The organism is Paraburkholderia gardini (genome assembly GCF_907164545.1).
In the GTDB taxonomy this organism is placed as follows: domain Bacteria; phylum Pseudomonadota; class Gammaproteobacteria; order Burkholderiales; family Burkholderiaceae; genus Paraburkholderia; species Paraburkholderia gardini.
In genome coordinates this window covers 31896-48295 of the sequence record NZ_CAJQZB010000002.1, presented here as the reverse complement: position 1 = coordinate 48295, position 16400 = coordinate 31896, and the positions used below count along the sequence as shown (strand labels likewise).

Sequence of the window (16400 nt, the reverse complement as noted above, 5' to 3'; positions counted from 1 at the left end):
TTTAACGGCGTGCAGAAAAACAGGCCCATGCGGGCCTGTTTTTCCATCAGCAGCGATACGTCAGCGTCATCGTCACGTGGAAAAGCGGATCACGCCATCGCCATCGAACTGACGCTTCAATTCTCCCTTGAGCCATAGCACGTGAAGATGGGCAAGCGCCTCGCCCATCGCGAACGTCAACTGATGGATATCGAGCTGGCGTTTGAACATCAATGGCACGATGTCCGCGGCGCTATGCGGTTTTTCCGCACAGGCGGCGCGTACCTCGGCGAGACGCGCATCGTGATGATCGCGTAGCTGGCCGATACGCGTACGCACGCCCGTAAACGGCTTGCCGTGCGACGGCAGCACGAGCGTATCGGGTGCCATCGTTTCGTAACGGCCGAGCGACTCCAGATACAGCGCAAGCGGATTGCTTTCCGGCTCGATGTCGAACACCGACACGTTCGTCGAAATACGCGGCAACACCATGTCACCGGAAATCAGCACGGCGGTTTCCTCGCAATGCAGCGCGCAGTGTTCCGGCGAATGGCCGAAACCCGTGACGACGCGCCACGTGCGCCCGCCGATCGCGAGCCCGTCGCCTTCGCGCATCCGGCGGTATTGCGCGGGTATCGAGGGCACCAGGCTCGAGTAATAGCTCGTGCGGTTGCGCAGCTTGTCGATCGACGCCTCATCGGTCAGACCATGCCGCTCGAAATGCGCCGCCGCGCGCTCGCCGCCGGCGTTCGAGCCATCGCCGGCCGCCATCACGCGCCCCAGCATGTATTCGCCGAGCGAGATCCATAGCCGGACGTCCCAGCGCTTTCGCTCGCCGCCGGTGCAGATCCAGTCCGCGAGGCCCAGATGATCGGGATGACAGTGCGTGACGATCACCCGCAGCACCGGCAGGCCTTCGAGCGCCGTGTCGAAGACCGTTTCCCAGTTCGCCTTGATCGTGTCGCTGGCGACGCCGCAATCGACGACCGTCCAGCCTGCCTCGCCGTCTATCTCGTCGCGCAACAGCCAGAGGTTGATGTGGTCGAGCGCGAACGGCAGCGGCATGCGCAGCCAGCGCACACCGGGCGCGACTTCGAGAGCGTGGCCCGGTTCGGGAAGCGTGTCGCGGAACGGATAGTCGAGTTGATGTTCAAGAGCATTCATCGTAGGGATCGGTCCAGAAGCGTGGCAGGCGTAGTGCGGGTATTGCGGCAGGTATTGCGATATCGGGCGCACCCTGCTTCGAGGCAATGTTGCGCTTTATCAAGGTTGACGATAACGTAAACGTCTATCTCACGTCCAATCCGCTTTGGGCCAGTCGAGTCGGCCATTCACGGGATACCCGATGAACACGCAATACACGATCACCGAGCTCGCGCGCGAATTCGACGTCACGCCGCGCGCCATCCGCTTCTACGAAGATCAGGGTTTACTCTCTCCCAGCCGGGAAGGATCGAGCGGGCTGCGACGCGTATATTCCGGTCGCGACCGCACGCGCCTGAAGCTCACGCTGCGCGGCAAGCGGCTTGGCTTCACGCTGTCGGAAATCCGTGCGTTGCTCGATCTGTACGAATCCCCGACCGACACCGTGCCGCAACTGAACGCGTTCCTTGCGACGGTGAACCGTCATCGCGAAGTGCTCGAACGCCAGCTGGAAGACCTGAACGCGACGCTCGAGGATCTCGCCCAGTACGAAACACAGGCGCGGGCGCTGCTCGAAAGCGGCACGCGAGCCGGGGTTGAAAACGTCGCCGGGCCGGCTACCGGAGACGCCGGGCGCGCTCCGGCGCAGCACGCGCGGCCGGCAGACGGGAAAGTGGCGCATTAGCTTCGGCGCGCGCCCGGGACGATACAATTGCGGGTGACTTCACGACATCAAACGCACGCACGGTCGGTATGAGTCAATTTCCCAAACTGCTTTCGTCGCAGATCGGCTTCGATGTCGCGCAGACCATGCTCGAGGGATTCGATCGTCACTACCGGATTTTCCGCGAGGCGGCGATCCGCGCAAAGACGCTGTTCGAAGCCGGCGACTGGCTCGGGCACCAAAAGCTCGCACGCGAGCGCATCACGTCGTATGACGAACGCGTCGCGGAATGCGTCGTCCTGCTCGAAGACGAATACGACGCGGAAAACATCGACGACGAAGTGTGGCAGCAGATCAAGCTGCACTTCATCGGCCTGCTGACGCGGCATCGCCAGCCCGAATGCGCGGAAACGTTCTTCAATTCCGTGTGCTGCAAGATCCTGCACCGCTCGTATTTCAACAACGATTTCATCTTCGTGCGTCCGGCGATCTCGACCGAATACATCGAGAACGACGAACCCGCCGCGAAGCCGACGTACCGCGCGTATTACCCCGGCAAGGATGGTTTCGCGGCAACGCTCGAACGCATCGTCACGAACTTCCAGCTCGAGCCGCCGTTCGAGGATCTGACGCGCGATGCCGGCTGCGTGATGCAGGCCATTCACGATGCGTTCGGTACGTTCGAAGCGGCGGCCAACTTCCAGATTCACGTGCTGTCGTCGCTGTTTTTTCGCAACAAGGCGGCGTATATCGTTGGACGCATCATCAATGGCGAGGCGGTGCTGCCGTTCGCGATACCGGTACGCCATGTGCAGCCCGGCCTGCTCGCGCTCGATACGGCCCTGCTCAGACGCGAGCAGTTGCTGATCATCTTCAGCTTTTCGCATTCGTATTTCCTCGTCGATATGGAAGTGCCGTCGGCATACGTGGTGTTTCTGCAAACCGTCATGCCGGGCAAGCCGAAGGCTGAAATCTATACGTCGGTCGGCTTGCAGAAGCAGGGCAAGAACCTGTTCTATCGCGACCTGCTGCATCATCTGAAGCACTCGAGCGATCCGTTCATCGTCGCGCCCGGCATCAAGGGGCTCGTGATGCTGGTGTTCACGCTGCCGTCGTTTCCGTATGTGTTCAAGCTGATCAAGGACAGTTTCCCGCCGCCCAAGGAAACCACGCGCGAGAAGATCCAGCAGAAGTACCAGCTCGTCAAACGGCACGACCGCCTCGGGCGCATGGCCGACACGCTCGAATATTCGAGCGTCGCGTTGCCGCTGTCGCGCCTCGACGACGCGCTGCTTCGCGAGCTGGAAAAGGAAGTGCCGTCGCTGCTCGAATACGACGGCGACAGCGTCGTGATCAGGCATCTGTACATCGAGCGAAGAATGGTGCCGCTCAACCTGTATCTGCAAAACGGCACGGATGCCGATGTCGATCACGGCATCAAGGAGTACGGCAACGCGGTGAAGGAGCTGATGCAGGCGAACATCTTCCCCGGCGATATGCTGTACAAGAACTTCGGCGTGACGCGCCACGGACGCGTCGTGTTTTACGACTACGATGAAATCGAATATCTGACGGACTGCAATGTGCGCGCCGTGCCGGCGCCGCGCAACGAGGAAGACGAACTGTCGGGCGAGCCGTGGTATGGCGTCGGCCCACACGATATCTTTCCGGAAACGTACGGCACGTTCCTGCTCGGCGACCCGAGGGTGCGCAAAAGTTTCATGAAGCACCATCCGGATTTCTTCGAGCCGGCATTATGGCAAACCAGCAAGGAGCACCTGCTCACGGGTGAACTACCCGACTTCTTTCCCTATGACCCAGGCATGCGATTCTGCAACTGCTATCCAGAGCGCTTCAGCGTTCCGGATGCGCAACCGCAAAACGCGGACGGCGAACCTGCCGCGCGCGCTGAACGTGTCGCGTGATTTCGCGCGCAATACGCGTGGACCGTCCATGCCGTTTGTTCCTGTTGTTAAGACACTGGGCGCATGACCGGCCCTGAACCCTGACAAGACACCTATGAATACGACTACTCAACCTCCTGCCAATCCGCTCTCGCGCCTGTTCGACAATAACGAGGCGTGGGTTGCACGAGAACTCGCCCAGGATCCGGAATACTTCTCGCGGCTCGCGCATCAGCAGACGCCGGAATACCTGTGGATCGGCTGCTCCGATTCGCGCGTGCCGGCGAACCAGATCATCGGCCTGCCGCCGGGCGAAGTGTTCGTGCACCGCAATATCGCCAACGTCGTCGTGCACACCGATCTGAACTGTCTGTCGGTGATCCAGTTCGCCGTCGATCTGCTGAAGGTCAAGCACATCATGGTGGTCGGCCATTACGGATGCTCCGGCGTCGGCGCGGCGCTGCATGGGCGACGTATCGGTCTCGCCGACAACTGGCTGCATCACGTGCAGGACGTGCGCGAGAAACACGCAGCGCTGCTCGAGGAGTGGCCGCTTGGCGATGCGCGTCACCGTCGTCTTGTCGAGCTGAACACGATCGAGCAGGTCGTCAACGTGTGCCGCACCACGATCGTCAACGACGCGTGGGCGCGCGGCCAGGAGCTGACCGTGCATGGCTGGGCGTATGGCATCCATGACGGCCGCGTGCGCGATCTCGGCATGGCGACGAGCGCGCCCGACACGCTCGCCGCAACGTACGAACATTGCGTGGCCGCCGTATCGGCGGGCCGCGCGCACGAAGCCGACAACGACGTCGTCGTCGCCGATGCCGCGAGGCTCGGCGATGTGCCGGCCATCGTCGAAGGTGTGATCAAGGAGCTGAAACATGAGTGAGATACAACGTGATCCGGTCGTGATCGTTTCGGTGGCGCGTACACCGATGGCCGCGTTCCAGGGCGATTTCGCCGCATTGACCGCACCGCAACTCGGTTCCGTGGCGATCAGGGCGGCCGTCGAGCGCGCCGGCCTGAAACCGGAGCAGGTCGAAGAAGTAGTGATGGGCTGCGTGCTGCCTGCCGGCCTGGGCCAGGCGCCCGCGCGGCAGGCCGCGCTCGGCGCGGGCCTGCCGCTCGCCACGGGCAGCACCACGGTCAACAAGATGTGCGGCTCGGGCATGCGCGCGGCGATGTTCGCGCACGACATGCTGGCCGCCGGTTCTGTCGACGTGATCGTCGCGGGCGGCATGGAAAGCATGACGAACGCGCCGTATCTGTTGCCGAAAGCGCGCGGCGGCATGCGCATGGGGCACGGACAGGTACTCGATCACATGTTCCTCGACGGCCTCGAAGACGCCTACGAAAAGGGCCGTCTGATGGGCACGTTCGCCGAGGAATGCGCAGGCTCCTTCGACTTCACGCGCACGGCGCAGGATGCGTTCGCGATCGAATCGCTGCAACGCGCGAAGCGCGCCAACGAAGACGGCTCGTTCGCATGGGAAATCGCACCGGTTACCGTCGCAAGCCGCAAGGGCGACGTGACGGTCGACCATGACGAGCAGCCGTTCAAGGCGAACCTCGACAAGATCCCGACGCTCAAGCCCGCGTTCAGCAAGACGGGCACCGTGACGGCGGCGAATTCGTCGTCGATTTCCGACGGCGCCGCGGCGCTCGTGATGATGCGCGAGTCGACCGCGAAAAAACTCGGCGTGACGCCGCTCGCGCGCGTCGTCGGTCATACGACGTTTGCGCAGGAACCGGCGAAGTTCACGACGGCGCCCGTCGGCGCGATCCGCAAACTGTTCGAAAAGAACGGCTGGCGCGCCGACGATGTCGATCTGTACGAAATCAACGAAGCCTTCGCGGTTGTCACGATGGCCGCGATGAAAGAGCACCATCTGCCGCACGAGAAGGTCAACGTGAACGGCGGCGCGTGCGCACTGGGTCATCCGATCGGCGCGTCGGGCGCACGCATTCTCGTCACGCTGATCGGCGCGCTGAAACAGCGCGGCTTGAAACGCGGTGTCGCGAGCCTGTGCATCGGCGGCGGCGAAGCGACCGCGATGGGCGTCGAGCTGGTTTAAGCAGATGTTTCGCGTGCGGCGCGCGCCGCACGCGAGTGGACGCAAAGCGCGGACGCGGCAAATGACAGGCATGCAAACCGTACATCAGGACGAGGTCGGCAGATGAAGACAGCGTTGATCGTGGGTGCATCACGCGGCATCGGTCGCGAGTTCGCCCGGCAGTACCGGCGTGCCGGCTGGCGCGTGCTGGCCACCGCGCGCGACGAAGCCGCGCTCGATGCGCTGGCCGATCTCGGCGTGGAGACGTTTTCGCTCGATATCGCCGAACCCGAAGAGATCGCCGCCCTCGGCTGGAAACTCGACGGCGAGCCGCTCAATGCCGCGGTGATCGTCGCCGGCGTATACGGTCCGCGTACGGAAACCGTCGAGACCTTCACCGCCGAGGATTTCGATCACGTGATGATCACCAACGTGCGCGGACCGATGCAGCTGATTCCGGTTCTGCTGCCGCTCGTCGAAGACGCGGGTGGCGTGCTCGCCGTGCTGTCGAGCAAGATGGGCAGCATCAGCGAGGCGAGCGGCACGACCGGCTGGCTCTATCGCGCGAGCAAGGCGGCGCTCAACGACGCGATCAAGGTCGCGTCGCTCGAGACCACGCGGGCGGCGTGTCTGTCGCTGCATCCGGGCTGGGTGCGCACCGACATGGGTGGCGCGCAGGCGGCCATCGATCCGGAACGCAGCGTCGCCGGCATGCGCGACGTGCTGGCGCAGGCCGCCGGCGCGCGCGACGCGTTCAATGGCCGCTTCTACCAATACGACGGCACGCCACTCGAGTGGTGAGGAGACGAGGCAGCCATGGTGCTTGATCAGGACCATCAGATGATCCGCGACGCGGTTCGCACCCAGAAGATACTGATCGCGCGCGGACTGAACTGAACCTTCGACGATGACCCTTTCCGCCTCGAAGACAGCGCGGCCGTCCGATTGCCCGTGCGGCGGCGCCGCGCCCAGCCTGCGCAACGGTGCGAAACCGCCTCGTTTTGCCGCGTGTTGCGGGCGGCTCATCGATGGCGGCGCGAGCGCATCCGACGCGCTGGAACTGATGCGCTCGCGTTACAGCGCGTACGTGCTGGGCGAAACGGCGTATCTGCGCGCGACGTGGGCGCCGCAAACCTGCCCCGCGGACCTCGACGTCGATCCCGAAGCCGCCGATGCGCCTCGCTGGCTCGGACTGCAAATCAAACGCTTCACCGCCGTTGACGCCCGCAACGCCGAGGTCGAATTTGTCGCGCGATACAAGGTGGGTGGACGCGCGCACCGGCTGCAGGAACTCAGCCGCTTTGTGCGTGGCGAGGATGGCCGGTGGCGTTACGTCGACGGCGATGTAAGCGAACGCTGATTCCGGTCAGCTTACGATTAGCCTGTCCAGATGGCACGATCCTTCATGGCCCTCAAAATCGCCAGTATTTTCCTGTTGGCCTCGCGCCACTATGTCTTTGGGGCCGGTCCGTCCGCAGGCCGCGCCGGCGCTTGTTCCCGCTGTTTCGCCGATCTGTCTCGCCGGGGTATTGCCTCGATCCGGGGGTTCTCCTGCATTGCACAAAGATAATTTGTCGTGCCAGGATGCCCATGTGGATCTTGCAGTGCCGGCGTATCGCTGGTGCTCAAATAACGGCGTAAACGATTTGCGCGCCGGCCGGCTTTCGGTTCATCCCATACGAATTGCAACTGTATGCGAGTGCTTTGCGCCACATACACGAGATTTTTTGCGCTCTGGCGGGCGCTGAAAACGATTCGTCAGGTGAGAACCGGGAGGCGGCAGTTCTCAGGTGGCGTCCAGGGCAGGCGGGTAGAGCGGATGATGTTCAGAAATATTTTGACCGGATGGATCGTCATGGCGTGTGCGACGCTTGCCGCATCGCCGGTCTGCGCGGATCCGCTTCACGACACCCCGGCTGGCCCGCTGGGAAGCGCGCACGTCGCGCCGATTGTTCTCGACGACGCCTACCTTCCCACCGTTCCCGCGAGCCTGAATGAGCAGGTCATCCGCATTCCGGCGGACGCTTCCGGCTCGATCACGCTTGAAACGACGATCTACAAGCCGGACGGCGCAGGTCCGTTTCCGATGATCGTTTTCAACCACGGCAAGATTCGCGGCGATCCGCGCACGCAGGAGCGCAGTGATCCGTTGCCGCTTGCGCGTGAGTTCGTGCGACGCGGTTACGTGGTCGTGGCGCCGAACCGTCGCGGCTTTGCGGAATCAGGGGGCACTTACGAGCAGGATGGTTGCGATATCGCGCGCAACGGGTTGGGTCAGGCGGCCGACGTGGCGGCGACGATAAATTTCATGTCGAGGATGCCGTACGTCGATGCGACGCATATCGTTGTGTCCGGCACGTCACACGGTGGTCTCGCGACGATTGCATATGGTTCCGAAGCGACGTCGGGCGTGCGGGCGCTGATCAATTTTTCGGGCGGACTGCGGCAAGACTCGTGCGCCGACTGGCAGGGCAACCTGGTGCAGGCGTTTGGCGATTACGCCGAAAAGACGCGTGTCCCGTCGCTGTGGCTGTATGGCGATAACGATTCGATCTGGCCGGCCGCGCTGGTTGGGAAGATGTACACCGCTTACGTGGAGCATGGCGCGAGCGCGAAGATGGTCGATTTTGGCGTGTACAAGAACGACGCGCATCGGCTGGTGGGCGATCGCGACGGCGTGCGGGTCTGGTGGCCGGCCGTCGAGGCATTCCTTGCGCGGGTGGGGATGCCCACGGGCGTGCAATATCACGTGACTGATCCGGCGCCACCGAAGCCGACGGGATTTGCATCGATCGATGCTGTCGATGCCGTGCCGTTTCTCGATGAAGCGGGACGCAATGGGTATCGGAACTTTTTGCATCAGTACCCGAGCCGGGCGTTTGCTGTTTCGGATTCCGGATCGTGGTCATGGGCGGAGGGCGGCGATGATCCGATGTCGGTGGCGATGGCCAACTGCCAGAAGCATAGTGAGGATGCGTGTCGGCTTTATGCTGTGAATGAGGCCGTCGTATGGAAGGGGTCTGCTGATACGCAGACGGCTGATGGGGCGGGTGATTCTGCTGCTGAAGGGAAAGGAGCGCTTGCTGCTCGCTAGCGCGAGCGGTTTTTTGCTTTTTCCTTTTCTGCTTTTTTCTGCTTGCGGTTTTTGCTCTTTCTGGTTGGCCTTTCCTTGTTTTGCATTTGGTCTATTAGCGTCGCCCCTGTGCGGGGCAGCACCTACTTTTCTTTGTCTTGCCAAAGAAAAGTAGGCAAAAGAAAGGCGCTTCGACAACTCGTCTTTTCCTGGTGTGTCATCCCCCGGGAACGGCAACCCATGGGATGTCGCCCTCGCGCTTCCCCCCGTGCTGGTCCGCGCACGATCTGATTCCCCGCACAGCACTGCTCGTGACAAAGGGCTCATTCATCCGACTCCGCACTACGTGCGTCGCGGAGCGGCCGTTTGGCGCTACGGGTTCAAAGAGCCGAAAATCCCCGATGGCGATGGCGCGAGTGCGAGTGCGAGTGTGCGGAGGGGTTATGCCGGTCGGCGATGCGCGTAGCGCGGAGTCGGGTGAATGATGGCTTTGTCACCAGCATGGAGCGCGCGTGGGATGGAATCGCGCGGGGACCGATGCCGTGTGAAGTGTGGAGGTGACACTTCATGGATTGCCATTCCCCGTAAATGATGCACGAGGAAAAGATGGCCTTTCGAAGCGCCTTTCTTTTGCCTACTTTTCTTTGGCAAGCCAAAGAAAAGTAGGTGCCGCCCCGCACAGGGGCGACGCTAATAGACCAAATGCAAAACAAGGAAAGGCCAAAAATCCAGAAAAACAAAATGCCGCCCCGCCAAAGGGGCAAAAAGATCCCTCATTGGGCGGCATGACTTTGCCGTCGTCATCTGCGCTCATCTGCGATGTTCGTAAACCAACAGCCCTGAGCCGCGCCAAACCCCCTTCAACCTCGAGCCAAACAGAAAAACCCAGCAAATTCCAGCTAATGCAAACACCAGGATAAACAGCTAATCTGAGCCCCGCATCGACCGCGATGCCCCACATCGCCGCGCAAAAAACCGACGATTGACCAAAAACCACCGAACAAACACGCCTGAAAAAAAAGCAGGCCCGCATGAACATGCGCACAACACCTACATCAACCGAAGACTGGATCACCCGCAGCCTGCGTGCCGTCTGGCATCCCTGCACGCAGATGAAACATCACGAGCGTCTGCCGCTCATCGCCGTCGCGCGCGGCGCGGGCCCGTGGCTTTATGATCGCGACGGCCGTCGCTATCTCGATGCCATCAGCTCCTGGTGGGTCAACCTTTTCGGTCACGCCAATCCACACATCAACGCCGCGCTCAAAACGCAACTCGATACGCTCGAACACGCAATGCTCGCCGGCTGTACGCACGAACCGGCAATCGAACTGGCCGAACGTCTGCACGCACTCACGCAGAACACGCTCGGTCACGCATTCTTCGCGTCGGACGGCGCGTCAGCCGTCGAAATCGCGCTCAAGATGAGCTTTCACACGTGGCGCAATCGCGGCCACGATGAGAAACGCGAATTCGTCTGCGTCGCGAACAGCTATCACGGCGAAACGATCGGCGCACTCGGTGTCACCGACGTCGCCCTCTTCAAGGACGCCTACGATCCGCTGATCCGCAACGCACATGTCGTCGCTTCGCCAGATGCCCGACTCGCGCAGGATGGCGAAACAGCCGCCGACGCCGCACGCCGCGCGCTCGATAACGTGCGCGCGCTCTTCGATGCGCGAGGCACGCACATCGCCGCGCTGATCGTCGAGCCGCTCGTGCAATGTGCCGCTGGCATGGCAATGCACGATACGTCGTACATTGCCGGCCTGCGCGCGCTATGCGACCAGTACGGCATCCATCTGATCGCCGATGAAATCGCCGTCGGCTGCGGCCGCACGGGCACCTTCTTCGCGTGTGAACAGGCCGGAGTGTGGCCCGATTTCCTGTGTCTGTCGAAGGGCATCAGCGGTGGCTATCTGCCGCTTTCAATCGTTCTGTCACGCGACGAAATATTCGAAGCGTTCTACGACGACGACACGACGCGCGGCTTTCTGCACTCGCATTCGTACACAGGCAATCCACTCGCGTGCCGCGCCGCACTCGCGACACTCGATCTCTTCGAAAACGATAACGTCCTCGCTGCCAATGCGAAAAAATCCGCGATGCTGCGCGCCGCGCTCGAACCGCTAGCAACACATCCGCAGGCACGTAATCTTCGCCAGTGCGGAACGATCTTCGCGTTCGATGCCGTCCTCGAAGACAAAGCAGAAGCCGCGACCTTCTCGCGCCGCTTCTTCGAAAACGCGCTGCAGCGCGAACTGTTGCTACGCCCGATCGGCACAACCGTGTATCTGATGCCGCCGTACATTCTCGACGACGCGGAACTCGCGCTGCTCGCAGCACGCACGCGCGATACGTTCGACGCCACACTCACGAGAGCTCGCTAATGCATTTGCTGGACACACTCACACAAGGCCTGAACGATATCGACGCACGCGGTCTGCGGCGTCGCCGCCGTACCCTCGATACACCGTGCGCCGCACACATGACGGTCGACGGTCGCGCGATCGTCGGCTTCGCAAGCAACGACTATCTGGGCCTCGCCGCGCATCCGGAACTCATCGCGGCCGTCGCGGAAGGCGCACAGCGCTACGGCGCGGGTAGCGGCGGCTCGCATCTGCTCGGCGGCCACTCGCGCGCCCACGCGCAACTCGAAGAGGATCTCGCCGCATTCGCGGGCGGCTTCATCGATGCGCCGCGCGCGCTCTACTTCAGCACCGGCTACATGGCGAACCTCGCCGTCGTGACGGCGCTCGCGGGCCGCGGTACGACGCTCTTCTCCGATTCGCTGAATCATGCTTCGCTGATCGACGGCGCGCGGCTCTCGCGTGCCGACGTGCAGATTTATCCGCACGCGGACGCGGATGCGCTTTCGGCAATGCTCGAAGCGTCGGACGCCGCGGTGAAGATGATCGTCACCGACACGGTCTTCAGCATGGACGGCGACATCGCGCCGCTCGCCGCGCTCGTCGCGCTGGCGGAAAAGCACGGCGCGTGGCTCGTCGTCGACGATGCGCATGGCTTCGGCGTGCTCGGCCCGCAAGGTCGCGGGGCACTCGCGCACGAAGCGCTGCGCTCGCCGCATCTCGTGATGGTCGGCACGCTCGGCAAGGCCGCGGGCGTGTCCGGCGCATTCGTCGCCGCGCACGAGACGGTGATCGAATGGCTCGTGCAGCGCGCGCGCCCCTACATTTTCACGACCGCGGCGGCGCCCGCCGTCGCGCATGCGGTCTCGGCAAGCCTGCGCATCATCGGCGGCGCCGAAGGCGAGACGCGTCGTGCGCATCTGCGGACGCTGATCGAACGCACGCGCGCGATGCTCAAGGAAACCTGCTGGTTGCCGGTCGATTCGCACACAGCCGTGCAACCGCTCATCATCGGCGCGAACGAAACCACGCTCGAAGTCGCCGCCGGACTCGATCGCGCGGGCCTGTGGGTGCCTGCGATCCGTCCGCCGACAGTGCCCGCCGGCACGTCGCGCCTGCGCATCTCGCTGTCGGCGGCGCATTCCCACGCGGATATGGACCTGCTGGAAACCGCGCTGAAAACGCTGAGCGGGTGCGCTGCATGAACGCGCCGCTCTCCGTTTTCGTCACCGGCACCGACACCGGGATCGGCAAGACGCTCGTCTCGGCAGCGTTGCTTCGCGGCTTCTCGCGTGAAGGACTGCGCGCCGCCGCGATGAAGCCGGTCGCCGCCGGCGCATTCGAGCGCGACGGCGTGTGGCATAACGAAGACGCGGATCAGCTCGACGCAGCCGCCAGCGTGCTGCTGCCCGCCGCGATACGCACGCCGTTTCTGCTGCGCGAACCCGCCGCGCCGCACATCGCGGCCGCGCTGGAAAACGTGTCGCTCGATATCGCGCACATCGTCGATTGTCACGCCGAGGCGCTGACGCTTGCGGATGTTGTCGTGGTCGAAGGCGTCGGCGGCTTTCGCGTGCCGCTCACCGATGCACACGATACGGCCGACCTCGCGCTCGCGCTAAACCTGCCGGTGGTGCTCGTGGTCGGCATGCGGCTCGGCTGCATCAGCCACACGCTGCTCACCGCGGAAGCGATTGCCGCACGCGGACTGCAACTGGCCGGCTGGGTCGCGAACCGCATCGACCCGGCAATGCATTTCGCTGACGAAAACATCGCCACGATCCGCGACTGGCTGGACCGGCACTACGACGCGCCGCTCCTCGGCGTCGTGCCGCATCTGAGCCCCACATCACCCGACGACGCCGCGAATCATCTGGACGTCGCCACCCTGTTGCATGCGCTGCGCGAAGCGCGGCACTGAACACGAATTGAATCACCGTCTCCGAGGATTGACGCCATGACCGATCTCCACACAGAAACCACACTCGCCGAGCCTTCCGCTCAACATGCTGGGGGCGCCGCGAATATCGCAAGCACGGCAAATGCAGCATCATCACCCGCGCGCTGGCGCGTGGCGGATATCGTCGCGTTGTACGAACTGCCGTTCAACGATCTGCTGTTTCGCGCGCAACAGGTGCATCGCGCGCATTTCGATGCGAACAGCGTGCAGCTTTCCACGCTGCTGTCGATCAAGACGGGCGGCTGCGAGGAAGACTGCGCGTACTGTCCGCAATCGGTGCATCACGACACGGGTCTGAAGGCCAACAAGCTGATGCCCGTCGACGAGGTGCTCGCAGCCGCCCGCGTCGCGAAAGAGAACGGCGCGACGCGCTTCTGCATGGGCGCGGCGTGGCGCAATCCGAAGGACCGTCATCTTGAGCCGATCAAGGAAATGATCCGCGGCGTGAAAGCGATGGGTCTCGAAACGTGCGTGACGCTCGGCATGCTCGAACCACATCAGGCCCACGGACTGCGCGAAGCCGGTCTCGACTATTACAACCACAACCTGGATACGTCGCCGGAGTTCTACGGTCAGATCATCTCGACGCGCACTTATCAGGACCGTCTCGATACGCTGGAGCGCGTGCGCGATGCGGGCATCAACGTGTGCTGCGGCGGAATCGTCGGGCTGGGCGAATCGCGTCGCGAGCGCGCGGGCCTCATCACGCAGCTGGCGAACATGGAGCCGTATCCGGAGTCGGTGCCGATCAACAATCTGGTGCAGGTCGAAGGCACGCCGCTCAGCGGCACCGAGGCGCTCGATCCGTTCGAATTCGTACGCACGATCGCGGTCGCGCGCATCACGATGCCGAAAGCGATGGTGCGCCTGTCGGCCGGGCGCGAGCAGATGGACGAGGCGCTGCAGGCGATGTGTTTCCTCGCGGGCGCGAACTCGATTTTCTACGGCGACCAGTTGCTGACTACCCGCAACCCGCAGGCCGAAGCCGACCGCAAGCTGCTGGAACGCCTCGGCATCCGCGCCGAAGCGGCACAGCAGATGCCCGTCGAGCAAAGCGGCTGCGAACATGGCTGTGATCGTCACTGATTTTTCTTCGACGTGAAGCGTGGCGCGACGCCCTGAACGCGTCACGCCGGACCGCTGCAATGCAAAAGGCCGCCTGATCGCTCAGGCGGCCTTTTGCATGGTGCTACGTGCGCGTCCGCTCAGCGCATCACTTCCGGTCGACGATGATCTGATCGAACGTGCCGCCATCCGAGAAATGCGTTTGCTGCGCCTTCTGCCAGCTGCCGAATTCCTGCTCGACGGTGAATGTCTTCAGCGGCCTGAATTCGTTTGCGTGCTTTGCCAGCACACTCGCATCACGCGGACGCAGATGATGCTGCGCGATGATCTCCTGCGCTGCCGGCGAATACAGATACTGCAGGTATGCCTGCGCCTCCTTGCGCGTGCCGCGCCTGTCGACCACCTTGTCGACGAGTGTCACCGGCGGCTCGGCCAGCAGGCTGATGGACGGATAGACCGCTTCGAAACTGTCCGCGCCCACACCGGTATCGATCAGCGAAACCTCGTTCTCGAACGTCACCAGCACGTCGCCGATATCGCGCTGGGTGAACGTCGTGGTCGCGCCACGACCGCCCGTGTCGAGTACTGGCACGTTCCTGAAGATGGCTTTTTCGAAATCGAGCGCCTGGGCGTCCGTGCCGCCGTGCTGCTTGCGATAGCCCCACGCCGCGAGATACGTGTAGCGGCCGTTACCCGACGTCTTCGGATTCGCGATCACGACCTGCACGCCCGGCTTCGCGAGATCGTCCCAGTCCTTGATGTGCTTCGGGTTGCCCTTGCGCACGAGGAACACCATGGTCGTCGTGTACGGTGCGCTGCCGTTCGGCAGGCGTGTGCGCCAGTTCGCCGGCACGAACTGGCCGCGTTCGGCGAGCAGGTCGATGTCGTTCGGCTGGTTCATCGTGACGACATCTGCCTGCAGACCCTGTGTCACCGATAGCGCCTGTGCGCTCGACGCGCCATGCGACTGGCGTATGGATACGGTTTCGCCCGTCTTCTGCCTGTAGGCCGCAACGAAGCTCGTGTTGATGTCCTTGTACAGTTCGCGCGTCACGTCATAGGACACGTTCAGCAGCGACACGTCCGCCCGCGCGCTACCTACGCAACCCAGCGACAGCGTGAGCGCCGATATCCCCGCCGCCAGCCGGCGCGCCTTCCCCGATTTGCCTGCCTTGCCTGTCATTACTTCCCCGCTCATTGATGATGAATGCATATGCCGCCAGCTAAAGATCTGCAGCCAGAAGCGCGACTTTATCGAATCGACCGGAATGGCGCTGACAGGCAACGACACATCCTATGCCATCCGGGCGAATGTCCGACATGATCTGGATTCCGTACGATCGGCCCGATGCTGTTATCTCACAGCCTTGTTCGGTCATTCGCCATGGATATGCGAATGAATCTGTCAATTTTGTTTGCAGGATGGTTCGCCACGTCATGGATATCCTATACGATGATTCTCCCAGGTTGATCGATGCGAATGCGCACGAAACGTCGCACTCGGCGTTTCGCCGAAGTGAGGAGGAAGAGATGACCGTACACATCAGCAGACTCGATGCTGCCTGGAGGCAACTCAAGGAAGACGTCCAGGTATTGCGGCACGATATCCGCGACGTTCGCGATGTCATGTTCAACGGCTTCCGTGACCTTCGCGCGGAGTTTCGTGCCGAACAAAGCGCGCTTCGGGATCAGTCTCGCGCCGACAATAGCGCGCTACGAGGCGAGATTCGCACGGACATCAGCGAGATTCGCGCGGAGATCGGTCAATGCCGAGCTGAAGCCCATACCGATATCGGCGGCCTTGGCGCCGAAACACGCGTGGAATTCAAATCGGTCCGCACCGATATCAGCGATCTCAGAGCCGAAATGCGCACTGATTTCAACTCCGTTCACAGTGAAATCGATAGCCTTCGGACTGAAATGCATGCTGAAATCGGTGGTTTCCGGACTGAAATGCGTGCTGAAATCGGTGGTTTCCGGACTGAAATGCACGCTGGAATCGGTGGTTTCCGGACTGAAATTGACGGCCTTCGAACGGCAGTGCGCGCTGACATCGCCGATGTCCGTACCAGCATCACCGGCGTCCGAAGCGAGCTACGCCTGGAAATCCGTCTCATGTGGGCGGGATTCTTTGCGCTGGCGGGCATCATGGCGAAAGGCTTTAACTGGGTCTGACCAGCGCAGGC

General features: G+C 62.6%; 15 protein-coding genes. 12 read left to right on the top strand and 3 right to left on the bottom strand.

Annotation, left to right across the window (positions count from 1 at the left end):
* Window positions 1–72: 72 nt before the first annotated feature.
* A complete protein-coding gene (locus LPA37_RS02090; protein WP_229011263.1) occupies window positions 73–1143 on the bottom strand; it encodes an MBL fold metallo-hydrolase in 1071 nt (356 codons plus the stop codon).
* 181 nt (window positions 1144–1324) lie between these two features.
* On the opposite strand from LPA37_RS02090, the gene LPA37_RS02085 reads away from it, so the two are divergent.
* From LPA37_RS02085 to LPA37_RS02055, 7 genes are all read left to right on the top strand, one after another.
* Window positions 1325–1807: a MerR family transcriptional regulator gene (locus LPA37_RS02085; protein ID WP_228977253.1), complete on the top strand. Its 483-nt coding sequence runs from the start codon at window positions 1325–1327 to the stop codon at window positions 1805–1807.
* A 68-nt stretch (window positions 1808–1875) separates the two neighbouring features.
* Entirely contained in the window at window positions 1876–3711 is a 1836-nt protein-coding gene (aceK, locus tag LPA37_RS02080) for a bifunctional isocitrate dehydrogenase kinase/phosphatase (protein ID WP_228977251.1), read from the top strand.
* A gap of 94 nt (window positions 3712–3805) precedes the next feature.
* Window positions 3806–4582, top strand: a complete 777-nt coding sequence (can, locus tag LPA37_RS02075; RefSeq protein WP_229011261.1) for a carbonate dehydratase — start codon at window positions 3806–3808, stop codon at window positions 4580–4582.
* A complete protein-coding gene (locus LPA37_RS02070; RefSeq protein ID WP_229011259.1) occupies window positions 4575–5768 on the top strand; it encodes an acetyl-CoA C-acetyltransferase in 1194 nt (397 codons plus the stop codon). Before can ends, LPA37_RS02070 begins: the two co-directional genes overlap by 8 nt.
* A gap of 102 nt (window positions 5769–5870) precedes the next feature.
* Entirely contained in the window at window positions 5871–6548 is a 678-nt protein-coding gene (locus LPA37_RS02065; protein WP_228977245.1) for an SDR family oxidoreductase, read from the top strand.
* Between the two features lie 106 nt (window positions 6549–6654).
* Complete coding sequence (locus LPA37_RS02060; protein WP_228977243.1) at window positions 6655–7107, top strand: YchJ family protein; 453 nt, start codon at window positions 6655–6657, stop codon at window positions 7105–7107.
* A gap of 459 nt (window positions 7108–7566) precedes the next feature.
* Entirely contained in the window at window positions 7567–8841 is a 1275-nt protein-coding gene (locus tag LPA37_RS02055) for a dienelactone hydrolase family protein (protein ID WP_229011257.1), read from the top strand.
* Window positions 8842–9454: 613 nt separating this feature from the next.
* Here the strand turns inward: LPA37_RS02055 and LPA37_RS02050 are convergent.
* The gene (locus tag LPA37_RS02050) at window positions 9455–9859 is read right to left on the bottom strand and encodes a hypothetical protein (protein ID WP_229011255.1); all 405 of its coding nucleotides are present in this window, start codon (window positions 9857–9859) and stop codon (window positions 9455–9457) included.
* On the opposite strand from LPA37_RS02050, the gene bioA reads away from it, so the two are divergent.
* The 4 genes from bioA to bioB are packed head-to-tail and all read left to right on the top strand — an operon-like array spanning window position 9852 to window position 14235.
* A complete protein-coding gene (gene bioA, locus LPA37_RS02045) occupies window positions 9852–11210 on the top strand; it encodes an adenosylmethionine--8-amino-7-oxononanoate transaminase (protein ID WP_229011253.1) in 1359 nt (452 codons plus the stop codon). The genes LPA37_RS02050 and bioA overlap by 8 nt on opposite strands.
* Complete coding sequence (gene bioF, locus LPA37_RS02040) at window positions 11210–12394, top strand: 8-amino-7-oxononanoate synthase (RefSeq protein WP_229011251.1); 1185 nt, start codon at window positions 11210–11212, stop codon at window positions 12392–12394. Before bioA ends, bioF begins: the two co-directional genes overlap by 1 nt.
* Window positions 12391–13110, top strand: coding sequence for a dethiobiotin synthase (gene bioD / locus LPA37_RS02035; RefSeq protein ID WP_228977231.1), 720 nt, complete (start codon window positions 12391–12393; stop codon window positions 13108–13110). The genes bioF and bioD overlap by 4 nt, the downstream gene beginning before the upstream one ends.
* A gap of 36 nt (window positions 13111–13146) precedes the next feature.
* On the top strand, window positions 13147–14235 hold the full coding sequence (bioB, locus tag LPA37_RS02030) for a biotin synthase BioB (RefSeq protein ID WP_229011249.1): 1089 nt from the start codon (window positions 13147–13149) through the stop codon (window positions 14233–14235).
* Between the two features lie 127 nt (window positions 14236–14362).
* Here bioB and LPA37_RS02025 read toward each other — a convergent pair whose 3' ends face one another.
* On the bottom strand, window positions 14363–15412 hold the full coding sequence (locus tag LPA37_RS02025) for a sulfate ABC transporter substrate-binding protein (protein ID WP_407672471.1): 1050 nt from the start codon (window positions 15410–15412) through the stop codon (window positions 14363–14365).
* Between the two features lie 332 nt (window positions 15413–15744).
* Between LPA37_RS02025 and LPA37_RS02020 the strand changes: the two genes are divergently transcribed.
* Window positions 15745–16389, top strand: coding sequence for a hypothetical protein (locus LPA37_RS02020; RefSeq protein ID WP_229011247.1), 645 nt, complete (start codon window positions 15745–15747; stop codon window positions 16387–16389).
* Window positions 16390–16400 lie beyond the last annotated feature (11 nt).